The sequence below is a fragment of the Collimonas humicola genome, from assembly GCF_018304945.1.
Classification (GTDB): Bacteria; Pseudomonadota; Gammaproteobacteria; order Burkholderiales; family Burkholderiaceae_D; genus Collimonas; species Collimonas humicola.
On record NZ_JAGQEE010000006.1, the window covers coordinates 232617 to 258328 of the forward strand.

23 protein-coding genes are annotated in these 25712 nt (G+C 60.3%); 7 read left to right on the top strand and 16 right to left on the bottom strand.

The window, feature by feature from the left end; translation table 11 throughout:
* Positions 1 to 44: 44 nt before the first annotated feature.
* Positions 45 to 266 carry a hypothetical protein gene (locus KHU30_RS18510; protein WP_098497548.1) on the bottom strand — a complete coding sequence of 74 codons (222 nt, stop codon included), beginning with the start codon at positions 264 to 266 and terminating at the stop codon, positions 45 to 47.
* A gap of 153 nt (positions 267 to 419) precedes the next feature.
* Positions 420 to 989, bottom strand: coding sequence for a pseudouridine synthase (locus tag KHU30_RS18515; RefSeq protein WP_211444090.1), 570 nt, complete (start codon positions 987 to 989; stop codon positions 420 to 422).
* 139 nt (positions 990 to 1128) lie between these two features.
* On the opposite strand from KHU30_RS18515, the gene icd reads away from it, so the two are divergent.
* Positions 1129 to 2382, top strand: coding sequence for an NADP-dependent isocitrate dehydrogenase (gene icd / locus KHU30_RS18520; RefSeq protein WP_211444091.1), 1254 nt, complete (start codon positions 1129 to 1131; stop codon positions 2380 to 2382).
* A gap of 143 nt (positions 2383 to 2525) precedes the next feature.
* Here icd and cspE read toward each other — a convergent pair whose 3' ends face one another.
* Positions 2526 to 2729 (bottom strand): transcription antiterminator/RNA stability regulator CspE, encoded by a 204-nt coding sequence (gene cspE / locus KHU30_RS18525; RefSeq protein ID WP_009665919.1) that lies wholly within the window; start codon positions 2727 to 2729, stop codon positions 2526 to 2528.
* Between the two features lie 327 nt (positions 2730 to 3056).
* On the opposite strand from cspE, the gene clpS reads away from it, so the two are divergent.
* Together clpS and clpA are read left to right on the top strand one after the other, a co-directional pair.
* On the top strand, positions 3057 to 3365 hold the full coding sequence (gene clpS / locus KHU30_RS18530; protein ID WP_014007243.1) for an ATP-dependent Clp protease adapter ClpS: 309 nt from the start codon (positions 3057 to 3059) through the stop codon (positions 3363 to 3365).
* Complete coding sequence (clpA, locus tag KHU30_RS18535; RefSeq protein WP_211444092.1) at positions 3362 to 5662, top strand: ATP-dependent Clp protease ATP-binding subunit ClpA; 2301 nt, start codon at positions 3362 to 3364, stop codon at positions 5660 to 5662. Before clpS ends, clpA begins: the two co-directional genes overlap by 4 nt.
* Positions 5663 to 5763: 101 nt before the next feature.
* Here the strand turns inward: clpA and KHU30_RS18540 are convergent, their stop codons facing one another.
* From KHU30_RS18540 to speE, 12 genes are all read right to left on the bottom strand, one after another.
* Positions 5764 to 6852 (bottom strand): M48 family metallopeptidase, encoded by a 1089-nt coding sequence (locus tag KHU30_RS18540; RefSeq protein WP_230427456.1) that lies wholly within the window; start codon positions 6850 to 6852, stop codon positions 5764 to 5766.
* An 11-nt stretch (positions 6853 to 6863) separates the two neighbouring features.
* Positions 6864 to 7313, bottom strand: a complete 450-nt coding sequence (gene dut / locus KHU30_RS18545) for a dUTP diphosphatase (protein WP_211444094.1) — start codon at positions 7311 to 7313, stop codon at positions 6864 to 6866.
* A gap of 175 nt (positions 7314 to 7488) precedes the next feature.
* Entirely contained in the window at positions 7489 to 8694 is a 1206-nt protein-coding gene (gene coaBC, locus KHU30_RS18550; protein ID WP_211444095.1) for a bifunctional phosphopantothenoylcysteine decarboxylase/phosphopantothenate--cysteine ligase CoaBC, read from the bottom strand.
* Between the two features lie 69 nt (positions 8695 to 8763).
* On the bottom strand, positions 8764 to 9276 hold the full coding sequence (lspA, locus tag KHU30_RS18555) for a signal peptidase II (RefSeq protein WP_211444096.1): 513 nt from the start codon (positions 9274 to 9276) through the stop codon (positions 8764 to 8766).
* A gap of 113 nt (positions 9277 to 9389) precedes the next feature.
* The gene (gene ileS, locus KHU30_RS18560) at positions 9390 to 12293 is read right to left on the bottom strand and encodes an isoleucine--tRNA ligase (RefSeq protein WP_407928104.1); all 2904 of its coding nucleotides are present in this window, start codon (positions 12291 to 12293) and stop codon (positions 9390 to 9392) included.
* Between the two features lie 70 nt (positions 12294 to 12363).
* Positions 12364 to 13353: a bifunctional riboflavin kinase/FAD synthetase gene (locus KHU30_RS18565; protein WP_211444097.1), complete on the bottom strand. Its 990-nt coding sequence runs from the start codon at positions 13351 to 13353 to the stop codon at positions 12364 to 12366.
* A gap of 233 nt (positions 13354 to 13586) precedes the next feature.
* On the bottom strand, positions 13587 to 14042 hold the full coding sequence (locus tag KHU30_RS18570; RefSeq protein WP_211444098.1) for a YidB family protein: 456 nt from the start codon (positions 14040 to 14042) through the stop codon (positions 13587 to 13589).
* Positions 14043 to 14277: 235 nt separating this feature from the next.
* The gene (locus tag KHU30_RS18575) at positions 14278 to 15003 is read right to left on the bottom strand and encodes a 16S rRNA (uracil(1498)-N(3))-methyltransferase (protein ID WP_211444099.1); all 726 of its coding nucleotides are present in this window, start codon (positions 15001 to 15003) and stop codon (positions 14278 to 14280) included.
* Positions 15004 to 15022: 19 nt separating this feature from the next.
* Positions 15023 to 15430 (bottom strand): DUF350 domain-containing protein, encoded by a 408-nt coding sequence (locus tag KHU30_RS18580; protein WP_211444100.1) that lies wholly within the window; start codon positions 15428 to 15430, stop codon positions 15023 to 15025.
* Positions 15431 to 15504: 74 nt separating this feature from the next.
* Positions 15505 to 16650, bottom strand: coding sequence for a glutathionylspermidine synthase family protein (locus tag KHU30_RS18585; RefSeq protein WP_211444101.1), 1146 nt, complete (start codon positions 16648 to 16650; stop codon positions 15505 to 15507).
* 2 nt (positions 16651 to 16652) lie between these two features.
* Positions 16653 to 17051 (bottom strand): hypothetical protein, encoded by a 399-nt coding sequence (locus KHU30_RS18590; protein ID WP_211444102.1) that lies wholly within the window; start codon positions 17049 to 17051, stop codon positions 16653 to 16655.
* 59 nt (positions 17052 to 17110) lie between these two features.
* A complete protein-coding gene (gene speE / locus KHU30_RS18595) occupies positions 17111 to 18370 on the bottom strand; it encodes a polyamine aminopropyltransferase (RefSeq protein ID WP_211444103.1) in 1260 nt (419 codons plus the stop codon).
* A gap of 284 nt (positions 18371 to 18654) precedes the next feature.
* On the opposite strand from speE, the gene tkt reads away from it, so the two are divergent.
* The 4 genes from tkt to KHU30_RS18615 all read left to right on the top strand — a co-directional run bounded on the left by tkt (position 18655) and on the right by KHU30_RS18615 (position 22763).
* Entirely contained in the window at positions 18655 to 20649 is a 1995-nt protein-coding gene (gene tkt / locus KHU30_RS18600) for a transketolase (protein WP_211444104.1), read from the top strand.
* Positions 20646 to 21221, top strand: a complete 576-nt coding sequence (locus KHU30_RS18605; RefSeq protein WP_211444105.1) for a GNAT family N-acetyltransferase — start codon at positions 20646 to 20648, stop codon at positions 21219 to 21221. The genes tkt and KHU30_RS18605 overlap by 4 nt, the downstream gene beginning before the upstream one ends.
* Before the next feature lie 60 nt (positions 21222 to 21281).
* Positions 21282 to 22295 (top strand): type I glyceraldehyde-3-phosphate dehydrogenase, encoded by a 1014-nt coding sequence (gene gap / locus KHU30_RS18610; RefSeq protein WP_211444106.1) that lies wholly within the window; start codon positions 21282 to 21284, stop codon positions 22293 to 22295.
* 117 nt (positions 22296 to 22412) lie between these two features.
* Entirely contained in the window at positions 22413 to 22763 is a 351-nt protein-coding gene (locus KHU30_RS18615; protein ID WP_211444107.1) for a DUF2007 domain-containing protein, read from the top strand.
* Between the two features lie 10 nt (positions 22764 to 22773).
* Here the strand turns inward: KHU30_RS18615 and glnE are convergent, their stop codons facing one another.
* Complete coding sequence (gene glnE / locus KHU30_RS18620; protein WP_211444108.1) at positions 22774 to 25530, bottom strand: bifunctional [glutamate--ammonia ligase]-adenylyl-L-tyrosine phosphorylase/[glutamate--ammonia-ligase] adenylyltransferase; 2757 nt, start codon at positions 25528 to 25530, stop codon at positions 22774 to 22776.
* Between the last annotated feature and the right edge of the window lie 182 nt (positions 25531 to 25712).

A 25712-nucleotide genomic window follows, 5' to 3' on the forward strand; every position in this document is an offset into this window, starting at 1 on the left:
AAAGGCAGGACTGGCCTGCCTTTCTCGTAAAGCTGATGCCGGAATTACTTGGCAGGAGCGTCAGCAGCTGGAGCTTCAGCTTTTTCAGCCTTTGCTTTAGCAGCTTTCTTAGCCTTCTTGACTTTGTGTGTAGTCTTCTTGGCAGCTGGAGCCGATGCTTCTGCAGCGGCGGCAGCAGGTGCTGCAGGAGCAGCTGGGGCTGCATCGGCAGCGAATACGGAAGTAGCGAACAGGCCAGCAACCAGAGCAGCGATCAGTTTGTTCATTTTGGTATCCATTCTTTAGCGAGTTAATCAATCATGATTCACTTGAATCACTGCGAATAACGACGCTCGGAAGTAGATGGTTGACAGGTTTTTTTTAATTACGCAGATATCTGTATCAAATTGTATCAACGGCGTATCCGCAATCTCTCTCACTTATTTTTTCAAGCCGCTCAATTCGCCTGGATCGATTTCCATAGCCTCACCTGGCCACAGCGGATGGCTTTGCAGCGATACCTGTCCGATCGCGACCCGCACCAGCCGCAAGGTCGGCAGGCCGACCGCCGCGGTCATGCGCCGCACCTGGCGGTTTTTTCCTTCGGTCAGGGTCAGCGCCAGCCAGCTGGTAGGCTTGTCATGGCGCGCGCGGATCGGCGGATCGCGCGGCCACAGCCAGTCCGGTGCTTCCACCAAGCGCGCCTGGCACGGCAGGGTAATAAAATCGCCGAGATCGATGCCGCCGCGCAGGCGCGCCAGCTGCGCCGGATCAGCTATTCCCTCGACCTGCGCCAGATAAGTCTTCGGCTGTTTCAGCGCCGGGTGACTAATATTATGTTGCAGCTGGCCGTCGTCGGTGAGCAGCAGCAGCCCCTCGCTGTCTGCATCAAGGCGCCCCGCAGGATAAATATCGGGAATATCGATATAGTCGGCGAGGGTGGGGCGGCTGGGATGCGCCGAGAACTGGCACATGACTTGGAACGGTTTATTGAATAGGATTAGAGGCATGGCGCTAGTGTCGCAAAAACATAGCGGCTAGTAAAATACTAGTGCATAATACGAAATGCTTGTCTTATGTCTTATATAAGACCATCCATGATTCAACACCCGTCTAGTAGCATTTCACCTCCCAACTCCGGAGATACTGATGTCTCAACATATCCAAGTGCCTGCTGAAGGCAAAAAAATCACTGTTAACGCTGACTATTCGATCAACGTCCCCGACAATCCGATCATTCCTTTCATCGAAGGCGATGGCACCGGTGTCGATATCAGCCCGGTCATGATCAAGGTGGTGGATGCTGCTGTCGCCAAGGCCTACGGCGGCAAGCGCAAGATCAGCTGGATGGAAGTGTACGCCGGTGAAAAATCGACCAAGGTGTACGGTCCCGACGTCTGGCTGCCGGAAGAAACCCTGGCAGCGGTCAGGGATTACGTGGTGTCGATCAAAGGCCCGTTGACGACTCCGGTCGGCGGCGGCATCCGTTCGCTCAACGTGGCGCTGCGCCAGGAACTGGACCTCTACGTTTGCCTGCGTCCGGTGCGTTACTTCAAGGGCGTGCCTTCGCCGGTGCGTGAGCCGGAAAAAACCGATATGGTGATCTTCCGCGAAAACTCGGAAGATATCTACGCCGGCATCGAATGGCAGGAAGGCAGCGACGGCGCCAAGAAGCTGATCGAATTCCTGGTCAAGGAAATGGGCGTCAAGAAAATCCGTTTTCCCAATACTTCCGGCATCGGCATCAAGCCGGTCTCGCGCGAAGGCACCGAGCGCCTGGTGCGCAAGGCAATCCAGTATGCGATCGACAACGACAAGCCATCCGTGACCATTGTCCACAAGGGCAATATCATGAAGTTCACCGAAGGCGGCTTCCGCGACTGGGCCTACGCCCTGGCGCAAAAGGAATTCGGCGCTGAGCTGATCGATGGCGGTCCGTGGGCGAAATTCAAGAACCCGAAGACCGGCCGCGACATCATCGTCAAGGATTCGATCGCTGACGCATTTTTGCAACAGATCTTGCTGCGTCCGAATGAATACAGCGTGATTGCCACGCTCAACCTGAACGGCGACTATATTTCCGACGCGCTGGCGGCGCAGGTCGGCGGCATCGGCATCGCGCCGGGCGCCAACCTGTCGGATTCGGTTGCCATGTTTGAGGCAACCCACGGCACGGCGCCGAAATACGCCGGCAAGGATTATGTGAACCCGGGTTCGCTGATCCTGTCGGCGGAAATGATGTTGCGCCACATGGGATGGCTGGAAGCGGCCGACCTGATCATCGCCGCGATGCAAAACTCGATCGCCTCGAAAAAGGTCACTTACGACTTTGCACGCCTGATGGAAGGTGCGACCCAAGTTTCCTGCTCAGGTTTCGGCGACGTCCTGATCGAAAACATGTAAGCCTGCAAGCCAAACAAAAAAGCCAGAACTTGTTCTGGCTTTTTTTTGCGCCGGCCTTCCGGTTAGCGCTAACAGGAGGCCATAAAAAAACCTCACCGCGGTGAGGTTTTTCACAAAAACTGCTGAATATCGCAAAAACGATATTACGGAGCTTGGATGTTAGAAGCTTGCTTGCCTTTAGGGCCTTGCGTGACTTCGAACTGGACTTTTTGACCTTCTTTGAGGGTCTTGAAGCCGTTCATCTGGATTGCGGAAAAGTGTGCAAACAAATCTTCACCGCCGTCATCCGGAGTGATAAAGCCGAAGCCCTTAGAATCGTTGAACCACTTGACTGTACCTGTTGCCATAAAATAGCGTCTTTCAAATAATAACAATCACACGAGCCGTAAAAGCAAGAAGCTTCGCGTAACGCTGCCCCTTCTAGAACTTGCTCACTTCTATTAATAAGCGGAAACATGCTCACCAATGAATGTCATTCTTTGCGCAAAAAATAAAAAAGTCAAGTAATTTCCTATGTGCAATTAAATTTCAGGAAACGATGTGTTTTTTGCTCTTGATTTAATCTGTTCCAACGTCATCTGCATAGCAATCGGAAAACGCGTAATATCGATATAAACGTTATTTTATTCAGTCTGGCGCGTTGCGCATTTGCAGGAAGGTTTTAGAATAGGCGCATGGTAACCAAGCACGAAGACGGGACAGTAGCGACGCGACAAGAGCAAAAGCTCAAGCCGCCGCCCATGTATCAGGTATTTTTACTGAATGACGACTACACTCCAATGGAGTTCGTGGTCGCAATCTTGCAGGAATACTTCAACAAGGATCGTGAAGCCGCGACACAGATTATGTTGAAAGTGCATCGCGATGGCAAAGGCATGTGTGGCGTATATCCTAAAGATATCGCATCCACAAAAGTTGAACTGGTATTAACGCACGCACGCAAAGCGGGGCATCCCCTGCAATGCATGATGGAGGAAGCATGATTGCGCAGGAACTGGAAGTAAGTTTGCACATGGCGTTTGTCGAGGCACGACAAGCAAGGCACGAGTTCATCACCGTGGAACATCTGCTGCTGGCCTTGCTCGACAACCCGTCCGCGGCAGAGGTGCTGCGCGCGTGCGCCGTCAATATCGATGATATGCGAAAGACGCTGACTATCTTTATTGGCGACAACACACCGACGGTGCCGGGTTCGAATGAGGTGGATACCCAGCCGACCCTGGGTTTCCAGCGCGTCATCCAGCGCGCCATCATGCATGTGCAATCGGCTTCCAACGGCAAGAAGGAAGTCACCGGCGCCAATGTGCTGGTGGCCATCTTCGGCGAGAAGGATTCGCATGCGGTGTATTACCTGCACCAGCAAGGCGTGACCCGTCTCGACGTCGTCAACTTCATTTCGCACGGCGTGCGCAAGGACCAGCAAGCCGATGCGCAGAAGTCTTCGGAAGGCGCTGAAGAAGTGCAGGCCGAGGGCCAGGCCAAGGAAAGCCCGCTCGACCAGTTCACGCAAAACCTGAACAAGCTGGCGACCGAAGGCAAGATCGATCCGCTGATCGGCCGCGAGTATGAGGTCGAGCGCGTGATCCAGACCTTGTGCCGCCGCCGCAAGAACAATCCCTTGCTGGTCGGCGAAGCCGGCGTCGGCAAGACAGCAATCGCCGAGGGGCTGGCATGGCGCATCACCCAGGGCGAAGTCCCTGAGATCTTGCAGAATGCGATCGTCTACTCGCTCGATATGGGTTCGCTGCTGGCCGGCACCAAGTACCGCGGCGATTTCGAACAGCGCCTGAAAGCGGTGCTCAAGCAGCTCAAGGATAGCCCGCACGGCATCCTGTTCATCGACGAGATCCACACCATCATCGGCGCCGGCTCGGCTTCCGGCGGCACGCTGGATGCATCCAACCTGCTGAAGCCGGCTTTGTCGAGCGGCCAGCTGAAGTGCATCGGCGCCACCACCTATACCGAATTCCGCGGCGTGTTCGAGAAAGACCACGCGCTGTCGCGGCGCTTCCAGAAGATCGACGTCAATGAACCGACCGTCGAGCAAACCGTGCAGATCCTGCGCGGCCTGAAGTCGCGCTTTGAAGAACATCACGGCGTCAAGTATTCGGCATCCGCGCTCACCAGCGCAGCTGAACTTGCGGCGCGTTTCATCAACGATCGCCATCTGCCGGACAAGGCCATCGACGTGATCGACGAAGCCGGTGCGGCGCAACGTATCCTGCCGAAGTCGAAGCAGAAAAAGACGATTGGCAAAGGCGAGATTGAAGACATCATCGCCAAGATTGCGCGGATTCCGCCGCAATCGGTCAACCAGGACGACCGCAGCAAGCTGCAGACCATAGACCGCGATTTGCGCAATGTGGTGTTTGGACAGGATCCGGCCATCGATGCCTTGGCGTCGGCGATCAAGATGGCGCGCGCCGGTTTGGGCAAGACCGACCGTCCGATTGGTTCTTTCCTGTTCTCAGGTCCGACCGGCGTCGGCAAGACCGAAGTCGCCAAGCAGCTGGCGTTCATCCTCGGCATCGACCTGATCCGTTTCGACATGTCCGAATATATGGAGCGCCATGCGGTAAGCCGCCTGATCGGCGCGCCTCCGGGATATGTCGGGTTCGACCAGGGCGGTCTGCTTACAGAGGCCGTGACCAAGAAGCCGCATGCGGTGCTGCTGCTGGACGAAATCGAAAAAGCCCATCCGGACATTTTCAATATCCTGCTGCAGGTGATGGATCACGGCGCCTTGACCGACAACAATGGACGCAAGGCGGACTTCCGCAATGTGATCATTATCATGACCACCAATGCCGGCGCGGAGAGCCTGCAGAAACGTTCGATCGGCTTTACCGACAAGAAGGAAGCCGGCGACGAGATGGCGGATATCAAGCGCATGTTCACGCCTGAGTTCCGCAACCGCATCGATTCCATCATCAGCTTCCATGCGCTCGATGAAGAAGTCATCCTTCGCGTGGTCGACAAATTCCTGATGCAGCTGGAAGAGCAGCTGCACGAGAAAAAAGTGGAGGCGGTCTTCACCGAGAACTTGCGGAAATTCCTGGCCAAGAAGGGCTTCGATCCGTTGATGGGCGCGCGGCCGATGTCGCGTCTGATTCAGGACATGATACGCAAGGCGCTGGCGGATGAACTGTTGTTCGGCAAGCTGGTGACCGGCGGGCGCGTGACTGTGGATCTCGACGACAAGGAGCAGATCAGCCTCGACTTTGCCGAGAAAGATGCTTCGACGCCGCCTGCTCCCGAGGAAACGGTGGAAGTGGAGTAAAAATCTGCGGTGAGCTGACGCCAGCGTTAGCTTCGGTAAAAGCAAAAAGCCTGGATCACTTATGTGATCCAGGCTTTTTTATCGCCGGGCCGCAGTCTCGCTTACGGCTGTATGGCGCTGCCCGCTGCCTGCTTTGCCTGGATATCCGAGACGGTTTGCTGGATGGCGCTGATGCGATAGTCCGTGGCGGGGTGGATCGCGGTATAGCCGTTCAGGACCGTGGCTGGATACTGCGTCGCCAGCCGTTGCCAGAAGGACGACGCGTTGTCGACCTTGTAGCCGGCGCGCGCCGCCATGTAGAGCGACAGTTTGTCGGCCGCCGCATCGAGCTGCTGCGGATAAGGCTTGACGCCGGCCGCGCCGCTCAGCGAGGTAGTGTCGGGCCGCAGGCGGATCAGGTTGTCGATCACGCCGGTCATGGTCGCCGTGTTGCGCTGGCGCGAAGGATGGGTCAGCGAGTTGTGCGCCATTTCCTTGGCGATCACCAGCGCCAGTTCATCATCGCTTTGCGTGAATTTCATCATGCCGGCGCTGACCAGCACGCGGCGGCCGTCGGCATAGCTGATCACATTATCGGTGTTGCCGAGCTCGATGCCGAAGGCGCAGGCGCGGGTCAGCGGCACGTTCATGGTCTGGTTGCTGCCGTTGCGGGCGACGGTGACCTTGATGGTGTTGCGGCCGTTGACCAGCGGGCCGAGCATCAGCGCAGTCTGGCGTTCCGCATCGGCGCCTGCCGGCACCGGCTTGTCCTGGATTGACACCAGCAGGTCGCCGCGCTGCAGGCCGACCTTGGCGGCGCCGCTGCCGGCCAGCACGCCGGTGATCTGCAATTGATCGGTCAAGCCGAGGGAAGCGGCGGCGGCGATGAATTCCGCGGTAAAGGAGTATTTGGTTTTTGCAGTGAAGCCCAGCAGGTTGCGCGCGTTGTTCCGGCACAGCATGGCGTTATTCACCAGCAGGGGAGCGGCGACGTCATACAGGCGGTCCTGCAGGCCGATCAGGGTTTTCAGCTCAGCCTGTTGCGGCGGCACGGTGACTGCAACCGGCTGGGGGGCCACCGGCGTTACCGGCTTTACTGTCCCCGGAGGAGTGGTATCGGTAGTGGCGCAGGCCGCCAGCAACACCAGCGGCAAGGTCACCGCGGCATAGCGCTTGAGGCCATGCCATGCGGGAGCGTTCGTCAATCTCATTAATTTCTCCATCAATGTTTTCCAGTGCTGCCGAAGCCGCCTGCGCCGCGTTCGCTGCTCTCGAAATCTGCTACGACATTAAAACGGGCACGTGCTACCGGCACAATCACCAGCTGCGCCAGCCGTTCCATGGGATTAAGGGTAAATTCGGTCTGTCCGCGGTTCCAGGTGGATACCATCAGCTGACCCTGGTAATCAGAGTCGATCAAGCCCACCAGGTTCCCCAGCACGATGCCATGTTTGTGGCCGAGGCCGCTGCGCGGCAGGATCATGGCGGCATAGGCAGGATCGCCGATGTGAATCGCCAGGCCGGTCGGAATCAGATGGGTCTCGCCGGGCTTGATCGTCAGCGGGGCGTCCAGGCAGGCGCGCAGGTCAAGGCCCGCGCTGCCTTCGGTAGCGTAGGCCGGCAGCTGATCTTGCATGCGTGGGTCGAGAATTTTGACGTCGATGATGTTCATTGAATTTGGTAACAATCTGTAAGGTGAAAATGAAACGATAAGCTAAACAAATGGAAATGCAGGACAGGAACATTCCCGTCAGGTGTCTGCATGTGAAGCCGATTCTGGTTTTCGATGCGCGGCGCCGATGGTCAAACGGGCGGCGCCGCACGGATGCTAAAGTTGCCTGGCAATTCTATTTGCCGAGACGGGCGGCGATGGCGGCGATCAGCTGGCGCGCCAGTTCCTGCTTGCCGGCGCGCGCTAACTCGGTGTGGCCGCCGGCGTCAAACAATACTAGTTGATTATCGTCCTTGCCAAATGTGTCATGGCCGATATTCCCGACCAGCAGCGGCACATTTTTGCGAATGCGCTTGGCTTCGCCATATTGCAGCAGGTTCTCCGATTCGGCGGCAAAACCGACACAGTACGGCGCTTTTGGCAGCGCCGCAACTGTTGCCAGAATATCGGGGTTTTGCTCGAACACCAGTTGCGGGGCGCTGCCGTCGGCATTCTTCTTCAGTTTCTGGCTGCTGGCATTGGCTACGCGCCAGTCCGCCACCGCCGCCACGGCGACGAAAATATCGGTGCCGCCATGCGCCGCCATTTGCGCCATCACGATATCGTGCATCTGCTGCGCGGTCTGGATGCTGATGCGGCGTACGCCATACGGCGTCGTCAGCGCGGTCGGACCGGACACCAGGGTTACTTCGGCGCCGGCCTCGTAAGCCGCGCGCGCTACCGCATAACCCATTTTTCCGGAGGACAGGTTGGTGATGCCGCGCACCGGATCGATCGGCTCGAAAGTCGGACCGGCGGTGACCAGCACGCGCTTGCCTTTGAGCAGCTTCGGTTGGAATGAGGCGATCACTTCTTCCAGCAATTGATCGGCTTCCAGCATGCGGCCCATGCCGACTTCGCCGCAAGCCTGTTCACCGGCGTCGGGACCGAGCAGCTGAATGCCGTCCGCCTGCAGTTGCGTCAGGTTGCGCTGGGTGGCCGGGTTCTGCCACATTTCAACGTTCATGGCCGGCGCCGCCAGCAGCGGTACGGTGGCGGGACGGGCGACGCACAAAGTCGACAACAGGTCGTCGCAAGCGCCGTGCGCCAGCTTGAAAATGAAATCGGCGGAGCAGGGCGCGATGACGATGGCGTCGGCGTCGCGGGTCAAGTCGATATGCGGCATGTTGTTGCCGATGCGGGCATCCCACTGATCGGTAAACACCGTCTTGCCGGACAGGCCCTGCATGGTGACGGGGGTGATGAAGTGCGTTGCCGCCGCTGTCATCACTACTTGCACCGAGGCGCCGGCCTTGATCAGCGCCCGCGTGAATTCCGCCGCCTTGTAGCAGGCGATGCCGCCGGTAAGTCCCAGCACGATTTTTTTGCCAGCGAGATCCATGTCAGCTCCTGGAGTAATGCGTCAATTATCTGCTTACTTGCTTATTTATTTGCTTATTTACTTGCTCGCTTATTTGTTTACGCGGCGCAATTCGTCAATGACGAACAATACCGCACCGACGCAGATCGCGCTATCGGCGATATTGAAAGCCGGCCAGTGCCAGTTACGCACGTAGATGTCGAGAAAATCGATCACGTGGCCGTAAGCGATGCGATCGATCACATTGCCGATAGCGCCGCCCAGGATCAGCGCCAGCGCGGTGCAGAACATGCGCTGGCCGGCATGCCGTTTCAGCAAGAAAGTGATGAACAATGCCGCTGCGATGCCGAGCGCGGTGAACAGGTAGCGCTGCCAGCCGGATTCGGTCGACAGGAAACTGAAGGCGGCGCCCTTGTTATACACCAGCACCAGGTTGAAGAAGGACGTGACGGGCAGCGATTCGCCATAGCTGAACAGGCGTACGATGGTGATCTTGGTCAGCTGATCGAGCACCAGCACCAGCGCGGCGATCGCCAGCCATGGCGCCAGGCCGTATTTCGAGGAGGTGGTAGAGATAGGGGAAGAGCGCTTTTTGGTGGCCATAGGGGATTTGTCAGTTCTCAGCAGTGTGGCGGTAAGATGCGCAGCTCACAGGATCGCAGGGCGATCGCAGCGAGCCGCGCAGGATTGATTCAATCGGCTAGCCAATCAATGGCTCAGGCAACATGCCGCTGCTCGCCCTTGTCAAACAGATTGGCGACGCAGCGTCCGCACAGGCCCGCGTGTTCCGGGTGGCTGCCGACATCGGCCCGGTAGTGCCAGCAACGTTCGCATTTCTGCTGGGTCGACGGCGTCACCAGGATCGCTTCTTCCGCTTCGCTCGCCACTTCCGACACGCTGGCGCTGGAAGTGATCAGCACAAACTTGAGATCGTCGCCGAGGCTGTCCAGCAGCGCGTACTTGGCCGCCGCGGCCTTGATCTCGACTTCCGCCTGCAAGGAAGAACCGATGCCGCCGGCGACCCGCACTTCTTCCAGCTGCTTGGTGACGTCGGCACGCACCGCGCGCACGGCATTGAATTTTTCGATCAGGGCCGCGGCGCCATCGATTTCCGGCAGCGTGTAATAAGTCTGCGTGAAAATGGTTTCATCGCTGGCGGCAAACGCTTCCTGACTGGCGAAGAAGGACCAGGCTTCTTCCGCGGTGAACGACAGCGTCGGCGCCATCACCCGCAACAGCGCCTGGGTGATATGCCAGATCGCGGTTTGCGCCGAACGCCTTGCCGTCGAGCTGACGCCGCTGGTGTACAGGCGGTCCTTCAGGATATCCAGGTAGAAGCCGCCCAGGTCTTCCGAGCAGTACATCTGCAGCTTGGAGATCACCGGATGGAATTCGTAGGTCTCGTAATGATTCAGGATGTCGGCCTGCAGTTGGGCCATGCTGGCGATTGCGTAGCGGTCGATTTCCAGCAGCTCGGCGATCGGCACGGCGTCGGTCGCCGGATTGAAGTCCGAGGTGTTCGCCAACAGGAAGCGCAGGGTGTTGCGGATGCGGCGATACGATTCCGTCACGCGCTTCAAGATCTCTTCGGAGATGGTGATTTCGCCGGAATAATCGCTGGAGGCTACCCACAGGCGCAGGATTTCCGCACCCAGCGAGTCGGCCACCTTTTGCGGCTCGACGCCGTTCTTCAGCGATTTCGACATCTTGCGGCCTTCGCCATCGACCACGAAGCCGTGCGTCAGCAAGGCGTTGTAGGGTGCGCGGCCGTTCAGCATGGCTGAAGTGAGCAAGGACGAATGGAACCAGCCGCGATGCTGGTCCGAACCTTCCAGGTAGAGGTCGGCCGGGAACTGCAGCTGGCTGGCGTGCGAGCCGCGCAGCACGGTCTGGTGGGTCGAACCGGAGTCGAACCAGACGTCCAGCGTGTCCTTGTTCTTGACGTAATTGTCGGCGTCGTCGCCCAGCAATTCCTTGGGATCCAGCGCCTGCCATGCTTCGATGCCGTGCTGTTCGATGCGCTGGGCGATCTGCTCCAGCAGTTCCGGCGTGCGCGGATGCAGCTGGCCGCTTTCCTTGTGCACGAAGAATGCCATCGGCACGCCCCACTGGCGCTGGCGCGACAAGGTCCAGTCGGGCCGGTTGGCGATCATGCCGTGCAGGCGCGCCTTGCCCCAGCTCGGGAAGAATGCGGTTTCGTCGATCGCTTGCAGCGCGGTGGCGCGCAGGCTGCCGTGGCCATCCTTCGGCAGGTTGTCCATGCTGGCGAACCACTGCGAAGTTGCGCGATAGATGATCGGCGACTTGTGACGCCAGCAATGCATGTAGCTGTGATCGAACATGACCAGCTTGAACAGCGCGCCGGCTTCTTCCAGCTTGTTGCAGATCGGCTTCGACGCTTCCCAGATGGTCATGCCGGCAAAGAACGGCAGCCAGGACGCAAACTTGCCATCGGCCATGACGGGGCTGATGATGTCGTCGTCCTTCATGCCGTGCGCTTTGCAGGAGATAAAGTCTTCGATGCCGTAGGCCGGCGCCGAGTGCACGATGCCGGTGCCGCTGTCGGTCGTCACGTAGTCGCCCAGGTAGACCGGCGACAGGCGGTCGTAGCCTGGATCGGCGGCGGCCAGCGGGTGCTTGAAATTGATCAGCGACAGGGCCTCGCCCTTGCAGCTGGCGATCACGCTGCCTTCGAGGCCGAAACGCTGCAGCGAATCCGCCGCCAGGTCTTGCGCCAGGATCAGCAGCAGCGGCTCGCCGTTGCGCGCGGTCTGCACCAGCGCGTAGTCGACTTCCGGATGGACGTTGAGCGCCTGGTTGGACGGGATGGTCCATGGCGTCGTGGTCCAGATCACCACATAGCCTTTATCGGTCGGCAGCGCCGGCAGGCCGAAGGCGGCAGCCAGTTTTTCCGGCTCGGCGAACGGGAAGCCGACATCGATAGAGGGATCGCGCTTGTCCTGGTATTCCACTTCCGCTTCCGCCAGGGCAGAGCCGCAGTCGAAGCACCAGTTGACCGGCTTCAGGCCGCGGTACACATAGCCTTTTTCCAGGATGGCGCCGAGCGCGCGCAATTCATCAGCTTCATTGCCGTAGGCCATGGTCAGGTACGGGTTGTCCCATTCGCCCAGCACGCCGAGACGGATGAAGTCTTTGCGCTGCAGGTCGATCTGTTCGTTGGCATAGGCGCGCGCCTTCGACTGTACTTCCGCCACCGGCAAGTTCTTGCCGTACTTCTTTTCGATCTGGATTTCGATCGGCATGCCATGGCAATCCCAGCCCGGCACATAAGGCGCGTCGAAACCGGCCATGTTGCGGGCCTTGACGATCATGTCCTTGAGGATCTTGTTGACGGCGTGGCCCAGGTGGATCTCGCCGTTGGCATAAGGCGGACCGTCATGCAGGATGAATTTCGGGCGGCCCTTGGAAGCCTTGCGGATCCGTTCGTAGACTTTCTTTTCCTGCCATTGCTTGACCCATTGCGGCTCGCGCTTGGCGAGATCGCCGCGCATGGGGAATGGCGTCTCGGTCATGTTGACGGGGTATTTGCTTTGCGGCTTAGTCTGCTTGACTGGCTTGGCCGCCATGGTGTTTTCTGGTTTGCTGGTCTGATCGGACATAATTTTCTTTAATGGAATTCAGTGGAGCCTGCTGTCGGCAGGCATAACGCAAGCAGTGAAAGCAACAGCGTCAAATTCGATCGGTAGCCGCGGTCGGCGCACGCGAAGGCACGCTGTCGTGCTGGCGGAAATACGCCCGCGCATTGTCGACGTCGCGCTCGATCGCCGCCGTCAGGGTGAGCAGGTCGACGTATTTTTCTTCATCGCGCAGCTTCTGCAGGAATTCGACCTGGATCAGCTTGCCGTAGCAATCGCCGCTGAAGTCGAGCAGATAGCTCTCCAGCAGCACCCGGCCGCTGTCGTCCACGGTAGGCCGCACGCCGATGCTGGCGACGGCCGGCAAAGGCTGTTCTGCCAGGCCATGCACTTTCACCACGAAAATCCCCGACAGCGCCGGCAGCTTGTGGCTGACGCGCAGGTTCAGGGTAGGGAAGCCGATGCTGCGGCCGAGCTTCTTGCCATGCACCACGTGACCCGAAATTGCATATGGATGGCCCAGCAGCGCCCGCGCGTGGCTGAAATCGCCGGCTGCCAGCGCGGCGCGCACCGCGGATGAAGAGACCCGCGCGCCCTGGTTCATCACGGTCGGCAAGGTCTCGACATGGAAACCGTATTTCTTGCCGGCTTCCACCAGGGTAGCGATATTGCCGGCGCGGCGCGATCCAAAGCAGAAATCTTCACCCACCATCAGCCATTTCACGTGCAAGCCTTCGACCAGTACTTTTTCGATAAAGTCCTGCGGCGACATGGCGGCGAAGCTGGCATTGAAATGCTCCACGATCACGCGGTCGATGCCGGCCTGCGACAGCGATTGCAGCTTGTCGCGCAGGTTGGCGACGCGGGTCGGCATATTGCCCGGCTGGCCGGTGCGCTGCGCAAAGAATTCGCGCGGGTGCGGCTCGAACGTCATTACCGCCGCATCCAGCCCCAGTTCGGTGGCCGCCTTGCGGACGTGCGCGAGCAGCACTTGATGGCCGCGATGAACGCCATCGAAGTTGCCGATAGTGAGCGCGCAAGGCGCGCGCGATTCGGCGTTGGGAAGTCCGCGAAATACCTTCATTGAAGTGACCGGAATATTTGTTGCAAAACCTTGGATTATAAATGCTTTCGGGGCCTAGCCCCTGCCAGGAAGATGATCTTGGTCCGATTGCGCGAATTAAAATTGCTAAAAACCTACTTTTTTCATCGCTGGCTGTTTGGCGCCGCGATAAGCCGCAAGCTTACATTCTAGCGGCCCATAAAAAAATCGCCCCGAAGAGCGATTTTTATCAAGCGGCCAAGCTTTCGGCCAGATCAGGCCTGCTTGTTGCCGCCCAGCAGTCCACCCAGCAAGCCACCCAGGTCCAGGCTGCCGCCGGCTGCCGGAGCCTGGCCGTTCGGCGTCAGCTTGTCGACCAGGCCAGGCAGGATTTCCGACAGGTGGCCGGCTGCTTCGCTTGGGGAAATGCCGGCTGCCGCCGCCAGTTCCTGCAGGTGCCCGCCGCCCAGCGCCTGTTGCACCTGGTCCGGCGAAATCGCCTGGTTCTGGCCGTTGCCGATCCATGACTGCACGACCGAGCCCAGGCCCGCGCCTTCGAATGCGCTGAGGAGGCCGCCGCCAGCGCCGCCAGCCTGGCCCGTGCCCGCACCGCCGCTTTGCAGCGCTTTGAGCAGCAGTGGCACTGCAGCCGCGATCAACATGGCTTTCGGATCATTCGATTGCTGCTGGCCGCCACCGAGAATGCCGCCTAACGAATCCAATAGTCCCATAATATTCTCCAGAGTAAATAATGCGATAAGCCATCAAGGCTGATTTCTATCTTGCGGAAAACGCAAGCTAGCTACAAAGCAAATAAGCAGACCGATACTACAACGAGGCAGGCAGTTTGAGTAGTTGCACAACTGAAAACGATTGTGTCTTGGCATCCGCTCTCATTCTAGCCAGAGTTTCCATTTTTGCTTAGATCAATTTGCAGCAACCATAGGAAAGCTGTGATGGCGCGCCCTACATTTCACCCCAGATCGCATTGATCGCCGCCAGCGCCGCCAGCCCGGCCGTTTCAGTACGCAGGATCCGTGGTCCCATCGACAACATCAGCGCGCCCTGGCTGCAGGCCAGGTTCTCTTCCGCTTCGGTAAAACCGCCTTCCGGACCGATCAGCAGCGCCAGCGCCTGCGGCGGCTGGTGGCGCGCCCAGTCGGACAGCGATTGTTCGCCGCGGGGCGAGAGCAGGATGCGCTTGTGCAGATCCTGCTGCTGGACCCAGTCGTTGAACGGGCTGAGGGTGGCCAGGCTGGGCATGCGGTTGCGCCCGCTCTGCTCGGCGGCGGCGACAATCACGGCCTGCCAGTGGCTTTGCTTTTTCTCGGCTCGTTCGCTGTTCAGCCGGACCACGCAACGCTGTGCCGCCAGCGGCTGGATCGCCGCGACGCCCAGTTCGACCGCCTTTTCGATGATCCAGTCCAGCTTCGACGATTCCGGCAGCGCCTGCGCCAGCGTAATTGCATAAGGCAGTTCCACTTCGCGCGGCGAGAAAGTCTTGATTTCAGCGCTGACGCGCTTTTTTTCGATGCTGCTGATGGTTGCGGTGTACTCGCCGCCTTCGCCGTTGAACAGCGTGATAGGCGCAGCCTGCCCGAGGCGCAGCACCAGCAGGTGATGGGCGACGGCGTCGGGCAGGGCCAGCACCTGGCCGATTTCGAGTGGACTTGAGACGTAGAAACGAGGCATGTAGGAAATGGATTTTTGGTTAATAGGTCATGCAGGCGGCATTCAGCATGCCCAGCCCCAGGCTGACTGTACCAAGAAAGAGGCCGGATGCGATCTTGTTTTCAGGAATATCCGCCACCAGCGTCGGCAGCAGCAGCCTGACGATCAGGAACGCCAGCAGCTGCACCACCATCGCCACCACGCCCCACACCAGCATGTCGAGCAGGCTGACGCTGTTTGAAATGGCCGAAGCCAGGGCCGCGATATAGCCGAGCAGGGCGCCTGCCAGGCTGGCCGCAGCCGCGTTGTTGCCGGCGCGGATCAGGGCCAGTTCATGATAGGGCGTCATGAAAATATACACCACGAAGAACACGCCGACCAGCAGCAGCGCCAGGCCGAAGTGGGACAGGAAGGCCGGCAGGCCGGCGGGGAGGAAGGCGAGGCTCATGGGATCGATGCTCCTTGTAACGAGGTTGGCTGCGCTGTATGACTCTGAAGGCAGATTGGTGCTTGGTCTGGCGTTCAATCAACAAAATAGTGCGGGATGAAGCGGCTGGTGTCCTTGGTGATCAGCGAGACGTCTTCACGGATGCCGATGCCGGCCGGCGCGTCTCCCACCACCCACGATCCGATCGAGGCATAGGCCGGCGTAATGCCGTCGTCGAATTTCGGCTGCGGCGCGAACGCCTGGTAGACATAGCCTTCGGCGCCGTACTGTCCGGGCTGATGGTGGACTTCGCCGCCGGCATAGATCGTGATGTTTTCGCCTTCGCGCGAATACAGCGGCTTCTTGACGAAATCGCCGCTGATGCGCCAGGCATCGAAAAACGCCGGCAGCAGGTTGGGATGGCCGGGAAACAGTTCCCACAGCACCGGCAGGATGGCCTTGTTCGACAGCACCATCTTCCAGGCCGGCTCCACCAGGCGCAGCGGCCGCGCCAGCAGATGCTCGGCAAACGCTTCGCGGCACAGCCATTCCCAGGGGTACAGCTTGAACAGGTTGTCGATCTTGATGTCGTGGTCGTCGACGAATTCTGCGTGCCGCTCGTCCCAGCCGATGTTTTCTATCGCCAGCTGCTTGGTGGCGAAGCCGGCCTGGATCGCGGTATCGCGCAGATAGGCCAGGTTGCCTTCGTCTTCTTCATGGCCGCCGATGCAGGCGAAGTGCAGCAGGCCTTTGCATTGATGGCGGCTGGCCAGGGTTTGCCACTGGGCGATCAGTTTTTCGTGCAGCGAGTTGAACTGGTCTGCCTGCGGCAGCACGTCCTGCAGCCAGTACCACTGCGCTACGCTGGACTCCACCAGGCCGGTCGGCGTATCGGCGTTATATTCCAGCATCTTCGGCGCGCCCTGGCCATTCCAGGAAAGATCGAAGCGGCCGTACAGCGAGAACTCTTTGTCGCGCCAGCTTTCTTCCACCAGCGCCCAGAACGGTTGCGGAATGGCGAACTGCTCCAGGCGTTCCTTGGCGATCACGTGTTCCACGGCCTGCAGCGCCATCTGGTGCAATTCGCTGGTGGCGTCTTCCAGGGTATCGATCTGCGCAGCGGTAAAGCGGTAGGCATAGCGCTCATCCCAATACAGATCGTCGATCGAATGGTAGGTGAAGCCTAGCGCTTCGAACTGCTCCTGCCAGTTGGCGCGCGGCGTCAGGCTTTCGCGGATCATACTTAACCGCCGGCCGAGGAAATGTGGACGCCGCCAAAGCCGCCGCGCGACACGCTGCGGGCCACCGAGTGGTTGCTCTCGCCGCTGCCGCCGGCCAGGCCGAAACTGTTGCCGCCGCTGCGGGCGCTGCGTTGCGCGCTGGCGCGTTCGCCTTCATCGTAGCTGGGACCGTAATAGCGGCCGAAGTAAGCGCCGCCATGGCCGCCGCTGGAGCTGCCGCCGGGCGCCGGCTGGCACAGCTCGGGCCGTCCCCAGTCCTTTTTGCAGTCTTCCTGGCTGGCATATTCATCGCGCGCCTGGCGCGGACCGCAGCCTGCCAGCAAGGTCGACGCCGCCAGCACCAGCGGTACGGCGCGGCTCTTTCTGGACGACAGCGCGGCGGTTTCCAGGGTTTGCTTCATAAGACCGATGGTAGGCAAGACGTTCCCCATAAAGACAACGATGAAAATCCAGCAACAAGCTAAGCGCCCAGATTTTGCACGAAATTGGGCAGGGCGAATAGTGCTTGGTGGACATTTTCGTTGTAATACTGCAGATCGGCCAGCGCCCTGTCTTGCAGGCGGATGGCGATTTCCTGGCTCTCCAGTTGCCGCGGATCGAGCGTATCGCTGGCCACCGCCATGCCCCATAGTGCGCCGTACAGCGGCACATAGACGGTGTAAGGGCTGACATGCCGGAAGACATCGCCGAGACGCTGGCGCAACTGGCTGAAGCGTTGTGGATGATGGAAGGGACTGCCGAGATGCATCACCAACGCGCCGCCGGGAGCAAGCACAGCGCGGCAGGCTTGCAGGAATTCCCGGGTATAGCAGTCTGCCGCCAGCGTGCTGCCGTCGGCTGCCTGCGGATCGGTCAGGTCCAGCAGGATCAAGTCATAGAGCTGATCGGCGACTTGCGCTTGCGCCGCTTCTTTGACAAAAGCGAAGCCATCCAGCGCGACATGCTGTACCCGCGGATCGTCCAGGGCGCCATGATGGATCTGCTGCAGATGCGTGCGCGCCAGCTGAATCACTAGCGGATCGATTTCGCAGAGCGTGATGTGTTCGATCGACGGGTGCTTGAGCAGCTCCTCGCTGCTGCCGCCGTCGCCGCCGCCGACAATCAGCGCGCGCCGCGGATGCGGATGGCTGAGCGCGGCCGGATGCACCAGGCATTCATGGTAGAAGAACTCGTCGCGCTCGGAGGTCATGAAAGCGCCGTCCAGCCGCATCACCTTGCCGAATTCGGCGGAGTCGGCGATCTCAATGCGTTGGAACGGCGATCGGGTTTGCGCCAGCGGCGGCGCCAGGCTGGTGCCGTAGGCGGTATGCGGCGTCAGCTGTTCCAGCGCCAGGGTCTGGCCGCTGGCGCCGTTGCCGCGCTGCAGGCGCTGGGTTTGCCGCTGCGTCGCGGCGAAGCCGGCGATCAGCGCTTCCAGCAAGGCGCTGGCCTTGGCGCTGTTGTCTTCCGTGAAATTGCAGACATATACATCCAGCGTCACCGCCTGGCGTTCCGGCCAGGTATGCACCGCCAGGTGCGACTCGGCCAGCAGCAGGGCGCAGGTGACGCCTGCGGCGCTGCCGTCGGCGGCCTGGAAGGGATGAAATTTTTCACCGACGATGGTGAGGCCGGAGCGCCGGGTCTGCGCCAGCACAAATTCCCGCAATAGCGCCGGATCGAGCAGCAAGCCCGGAGCGCAGCGGCAGTCGTAGCAATCTGCCGTCAGATGTAAACCTTGCATGGTCTGTTCAGTAAAAAAGGAGGCCTGGAGGGATAAAATCGATATCGGATTGATAATTCAGTCGTCCAATCCGCATCGGATGCGCTTGCTTGCCCACGGCGTTGCGGCAGCATTTTACTGCCTCGGAAGGGGAGAAATGCGCGGATTTGAACCGGTATCGACCGCATTTTGGTAAAATATCGGCCTTTGTGGCTGTTCTGGCAGCCGGTGCCGACACCCGCTGCCCCGGATGACCGAATTTTGCCCGCCAACCAATTTTCAACCATTGCCTACCCGCTCACACCATGACTTCCACTCTCCCGACTACCAAGATGGCCAATGCAATCCGCGCACTGGCAATGGACGCTGTACAAAAAGCTAATTCGGGCCATCCCGGCATGCCGATGGGCATGGCGGAAATCGCAGTCGCCTTGTGGGCCAAGCACTACCGTCACAACCCAAGCAATCCGCACTGGTTCAACCGCGACCGTTTTGTCTTGTCGAACGGCCATGGATCGATGCTGCAATATGCCTTGCTGCACCTCACCGGCTACGATCTGCCGATGGACGAGCTGCGCAATTTCCGTCAGATGCATTCAAAGACGCCTGGCCATCCTGAAGTCGATGTCACGCCGGGGATTGAAACCACTACCGGCCCGCTGGGCCAGGGTTTGACCAATGCGGTCGGCATGGCGCTGGCGGAAAAGCTGCTGGCGGCGGAATTCAACCGCGGCGAACTGGCGATCGTCGATCACCACACTTACACCTTTGTCGGCGACGGCTGCCTGATGGAGGGCATCTCGCACGAAGCCTGCTCGCTGGCCGGCACGCTGCGCCTGTCGAAGCTGATCGCGCTGTACGATGATAACGGTATCTCGATCGATGGCCATGTCGAAGGCTGGTTCAAGGACGACACCCCGAAGCGTTTCGAAGCCTACGGCTGGAACGTGATCCGCGCCGTCGACGGCCACAATGTGGAAGCCGTCAGCGCCGCCATCCATCAAGCCAAGCTGTCCGACAAGCCGACCCTGATCTGCTGCAAGACCGTGATCGGCAAGGGTTCGCCTAACCTGGCCGGCACCGACAAGGTGCACGGCGCGGCATTGGGCGACAAGGAAATCGCCGCCGTGCGCGAAGCGCTGGGCTGGAATTATGCGCCGTTTGAAATCCCTGCTGACGTCTACGCAGCATGGGACGCCAAGCCGCAAGGCCAGCAATTCGAGGGCGACTGGAACGCCATGTTTGCTGCCTATGCCGCCGCGCATCCGCAGCAAGCCAGCGAATTCACCCGCCGCATGAAGGGCGAGCTGCCGGGCAATTTCGAACAGACAGTGAGCGCATACATTGCCACCTGCGTCGAGAAAAAAGAAACCATCGCCACCCGCAAGGCCAGCCAGAACGCGATCCAGGCGCTGGCGCCGGTGCTGCCTGAATTCCTCGGCGGTTCGGCCGACCTGACCGGTTCCAACCTGACCAACTGGAAAGAAAGCGTGGCAGTGCGCGCTGACCAGCCGGGCAACCACATCAACTACGGCGTGCGCGAATTCGGCATGAGCGCGATGATGAACGGCATGGCCTTGCATGGCGGCTACATTCCGTTCGGCGCCACTTTCCTGACCTTCTCCGACTACAGCCGCAATGCCCTGCGCATGGCGGCGCTGATGAAGATCCGTTCGATCTTCGTGTTCACCCACGACTCCATCGGCCTCGGCGAAGATGGTCCGACCCACCAGTCGGTGGAACATGTTTCCAGCCTGCGCCTGATCCCGCAACTGGACAACTGGCGTCCATGCGACACGGTTGAATCGGCCGTGGCATGGCAGCAGGCGGTGCAGCGCAAGCATGGCCCGAGCACCCTGATTTTCTCGCGCCAGAACCTGCAATACCAGGAACGCGACGCGGCGCAGATCGCCAATATCCAGCGCGGCGCCTATATCCTGAAAGATGCGCCGGACGCCAAGGCAATCCTGATCGCCACCGGTTCCGAAGTCGAACTGGCGATGCAATCGGCGGCAGCGCTGGCGCAGGAAGGCATCGCGGTACGCGTGGTGTCGATGCCTTGCGCCGACGTCTTCGACCGCCAGGAAGGCGCTTACAAGGCCAGCGTGCTGCAGCACGGCTTGCCGCGCGTGGCGATCGAAGCCGGCGTGACGGCGTTCTGGCACAAGTATGTCGGCCTGGAAGGCGCGGTGGTCGGCATCGACACCTTCGGCGAATCGGCTCCGGCGCCTGTGCTGTTCAAGCACTTCGGCTTCACCGTTGAAAACGTCGTGGCCAAGACCAAGCTGGTACTGGCATGAATCTGAGAGCTGCACGAGCGATCGGCAAGATGGACATCGCCAACATCGTCGGCGATGTCGTCATCCGCCGCGCCACCGTCGCCGATGCGGGGGTGATCGCGGCGGTGCGTATCGATAGCTGGCGCACTACTTACCGCGGCATCATTCCGGACGACTATCTGGACGGCATGAAGATCGAGGAAAGCACGGCCATCTGGAGCCGCATCCTGTCGGCGACTTCGAACGCCGCCAATGTCTTCGTGGCCGAGGTCGACGGCGAGGTGCTGGGCTTCGCGGCCGGCATGACGCTGGCTGAATCCAAGCTCGGCTTCGACTCCGAGCTGTCGGCGATCTACCTGGAGCCGTCGGTGCAGCGCGCCGGCATCGGCCGCAAGCTGGTGGCGCACGTGGCCGCAGCCCTGGCCAGCGCCGGCGCCGACAACATGCTGGTATGGGTGCTGGCGGACAATCGTCCGGCGCGCCAGTTTTACGAAATGCTCGGCGCCGAACTGCTGGCCGAGCAGCCGTTCAGCTGGGATGGATTGGAATTGCAGGAAGCCGGCTATGGCTGGCGCACCATCAGGGTCAGTTGAAACGTTAGTGATGAAGTTGCAGCAAATTTATTGTTATTGTTAATACCTTAGGAGAAAACCATGACTATCCGCGTCGCCATCAACGGCTATGGCCGTATCGGCCGCAACATCCTTCGCGCCCATTACGAAGGCGGCAAAAAGCATGACATCGAGATCGTCGCCATCAACGACCTCGGCGACTCGAAAACCAATGCCCACCTGACCCAGTACGATACTGCCCACGGCAAGTTCCCTGGCACCGTCACGGTCGACGGCGATTTCATCGTGGTCAACGGCGACCGCATCAAGGTATTGGCGCAGCGTAACCCGGCAGAACTGCCATGGGGCGAGCTGGGCGTCGACGTCGTGCTGGAATGCACCGGCTTCTTCACCACCAAGGAAAAGGCCAGCGCGCATATCAAGGGCGGCGCCAAGAAAGTCATCATCTCCGCACCGGGCGGCAAGGATGTCGACGCGACTGTCGTGTTCGGCGTCAACCACGGCGTGCTGAAAGCCAGCGACACTGTGATCTCCAACGCTTCCTGCACCACCAACTGCCTGGCGCCGCTGGTCAAGCCGCTGAACGACAAGATCGGCGTGCTGAACGGCCTGATGACTACCGTTCACTCCTACACCAACGACCAGGTGCTGACTGACGTCTACCACGAAGACTTGCGCCGCGCCCGTTCCGCCACCATGAGCATGATCCCGGCCAAGACCGGCGCTGCCGCAGCGGTCGGCCTGGTGCTGCCTGAACTGAACGGCAAGCTGGACGGCTTCGCGATCCGCGTGCCGACCATCAACGTTTCGCTGGTCGACCTGTCGTTCGTCGCCGCCCGCGACACCACGGTCGACGAAGTCAACGCGATCATGAAAGATGCATCGGAAAACGGCGCACTGAAGGGCTTGTTGACTTACAACGTCGAGCCGCTGGTATCGGTCGATTTCAACCACAATCCGGCCTCCTCCAACTTCGACGCCACGCTGACCAAGGTTTCCGGCCGCCTGGTGAAGGTATCGAGCTGGTACGACAATGAGTGGGGTTTCTCGAACCGCATGCTGGACACCACGGTTGCACTGGTGAACGCCAAGTAAGACCCTGGTTTTGCCTGCATGATGAAAACGCCCCGTTGATCGGGGCGTTTTTCTTTGGGCGGCAATGCGCTATAGTAGGTTGTGTTGCGAATAACCTAACCTGATCCGGGAGCCTGCATGACAGTCAGCGCAGATAGCCAAGGCGATTTCGAAACGATTGCCCGCTCGATGACGCCTTCCGACCTGGAGGTCATGAGGGCCTTGCTGGAATCTGAAAGGATACCGGCGTTTGTCCTCGATGGCGGCATCAATCAGGTGTATTCGCTGCTGGCGGTCGCCACCGGCGGGGCGCGCCTGCAGGTGGCCTGCGAGGACGCGGCAGCCGCCAGGCAGGTCCTGGCGGTTTTCGAGAGCGGGCAGCTGGCGCTGGGCGATGAGGTCATCGGCGAAGAGCGCGCTGCGCCGCCGGACAGGCGCAGAGGCCGCGCCCTCGCCGTCATGTTCATGAAATTGCTGGGTATCGTTTGAATCCAGTTATTCATGATCCGGCGGTCTTGAAAGTCTCGGCCCACAATTGCTTTACTACCGAAACCTCCGTAGCTATGCGGCTTGCCGCCACGCGCGCCCTTTCTTCTCCCTGCAAGCGCCCCTGATGCTGCAATTTGCGGAAGGTCCGGTAGGCGTCGGCCACCGCGCCGGCCAGCACCGCATCGATCAAGCCCAGTTCGCCGCACAGTTTCAGCAGCGCAATATTGCCGATGTCGGCGGTCAGCTGAGGATAGTCGGCGGCGTGGCGCAAGATCAGGAATTGCACCAGGAATTCGATGTCGATCATGCCGCCGGCGTCGTGCTTGAGATCGAAACGCTCGCTGCGGTTCGGATGCGCATCGCGCATTTTCTGGCGCATTTCCAGTACTTCGGCCTGCAGGCGGGCGGCGTCGCGCACCTGGCGCAAGACCTCCACACGCAGGGTCTCGAAACGCTCGCCGATGGCGGCGTCGCCGGCGCAGAAGCGCGCCCGCGTCAGCGCCTGGTGCTCCCACAGCCAGGCCGATTCGCGCTGGTATTTTTCGAACTTGCCGAACGATGACACCAGCAAGCCGCTGGCGCCGTCGGGGCGCAGCGCGATGTCGATGTCGAACAGGATGCCGGCCGAGGTGTGGCTGGTCATCCAGGTGATGAAGCGTTGCGCCAGCTTGGCGTACAGGCCGGGGCCGTCCTGGTCCTCGTCGTCGTACAGGAACACCACATCCAGGTCGGAGACGTAGCCGAGTTCCTTGCCGCCCAGCTTGCCGTAGGCGATCACGGTGAACAGCGGGATTTCGCGGTGGCGCGCCGGCATCATGTTCCAGATCGCCTGCACCGTGGCCGCCACCAGGGCATCCGCCAGGCTCGACAGATGGTCGGCCAGCGCCTCGATGCTGAGCATGCCTTCCAGGTCCTGCGCCAGCAAGCGGAACTGCTGGGCATGATGCATCTCGCGCAGCAGGTCCATCTGGCGTTCGGTATCGCCGGGCGCCGTTTCCAGCTGGCGCCGGCATTCCAGGGCAAACGCCGGCCAGTCCGGCGCTGCGTTGAGGCTGCGCGGATCGAGCAGTTCGTCCAGCAGGATCGGATGCTGGGTCAGGTATTTGGCAGCCCAGTCGCTGGCGCTGATCATGCGGATCACGCGGTGCAGGGTGGCCGGATATTCGGTCAGCAGCGCCAGGTAGGCGGCGCGGCGCGCGATCGCCTCGAGAAAATCCAGCAGCCGGTTCAAGGTCGGCAGGTGGCGCTCAGGCTCGGGGATCGCCGCCACTACCGGCAGCGCCGCATTGACCAGCGCCAGCAGGCGGCCGCGGCTGCTGACGGGCAGGTTTTGCACGCGCGTCGATTGCCAGGTGGACGCCAGCCGCTGCGCCGCCGCCGAGGCGTCGGAAAAGCCGCAATGGGTGAGGACGATGGTGATGGTTTCGTGATTGTCGCTTTCGCTCAGGGTATGCAGCACATTGTCGGCGTCGTCCCAGTCTTTCTGCGGATTGCGCTCCTGTTGCTTGTCGTTGAAGATGTCGGCGAACTGGGCATCGACCAGCGTGCGGTGCTGGTCGAGCACCTGCATCAATGCCGGCACGTCGGCAAAGCCCATGGCCTGGGCGATGATCAGGCAATCCGCGTCATTGGTCGGGAAGGTATGGGTTTGCGCATCGTCCAGGTATTGCAGGCGGTGTTCCAGGTTGCGCAGGAAGTCGTAGGCTGCCAGCAGCTTGTCGACCACCTCGGCGTCGAGCAGGTTCTTGCAGGCCAGGGTGCGCAAGGTGGCGCGGGTGGAACGGTCGCGCAGCTCGGCGTCGCGGCCGCCCCGGATCAGCTGGAACACCTGCGCCAGGAATTCGATTTCGCGGATGCCGCCGCGGCCGAGCTTGACGTTGTTGCTGCGTTCCGGATGCAGTGCTTCCAGGCGCTTGACCTCGGTATGGATCTGCGCATGCATGGAGCGCATGGCGTCGATCGAACCGTAGTCCAGGTAACGGCGGAAGACGAAAGGGCGGCTGATGTTGGCCAGCGTGGCGATATCTTCAGCGCGGCCGGTGAGGGCGCGCGCCTTGCACCAGGCATAGCGCTCCCATTCGCGGCCCTGGGTCACCAGATAGGTTTCCACCATATTGAAACTGGCCACCAGCGGCCCCGAGGCGCCGTTAGGGCGCAGCGCCATGTCGACCCGGAAGGTAAAGCCGTCTTCAGTGATTTCGGACAGGGCGCCGATCAGCTTCTTGCCCAGCCGGGTGAAGAATTCGTGATTCGACAAGCTGCGCTGGTCGGCGCCGGCAGGCTGGGTGTCGCCATCTTCCGGATAGGCGAAAATCAGGTCGATATCGGAAGAGACGTTGAGTTCGCAGCCGCCCAGCTTGCCCATGCCGAGCACGATCAGCTCCTGCGGCTGGCCCGATTCTTCGCCCTGCGGCACGCCATGCAGCGCCACCATGTCGGCGGTCAGCGCAGCCAGGTGGGTCTGCACCGCGAACTCGGCGAAATGCGTGACTGCGCTGACCACTTCATTCAGGTCGGCGAGGCCGCGCAAATCGCGCTCGATCAGGGTGCACACCAGCAGGTTGCGCAGGCGGCGCATGGCGCGCGGTAACGGCATGCCGGAATCTGTTTCTTTTTGTAACAACTGCTTTAGCAGCGCCGGGCTGAGGGTTAACCTTGCGGCTGAGGCCGCCAGCTGGGCGACCCGCTCGGCGCGTCCTGTTTCGGCATTGATCCAGCGCGTATAGAAGCGGGAGGCGGCGGTGCTGCTGATGAGGGATGGAGTCACGGGTCTGAACGGTAAATGAAGCGAATTGAAAGGAAAATGGGCGCCCAGCGCCGGCCTTTTTGTTTTTTTAGCTATCTCGGGCTTTTTTAGCGATATCGGCACTGATCCATGCGAACATACGGGCTGGCAGCTTGTCGAACCTGAACAGCAACAGGCGCAGCTTGCCGCACTGGAATCAATCA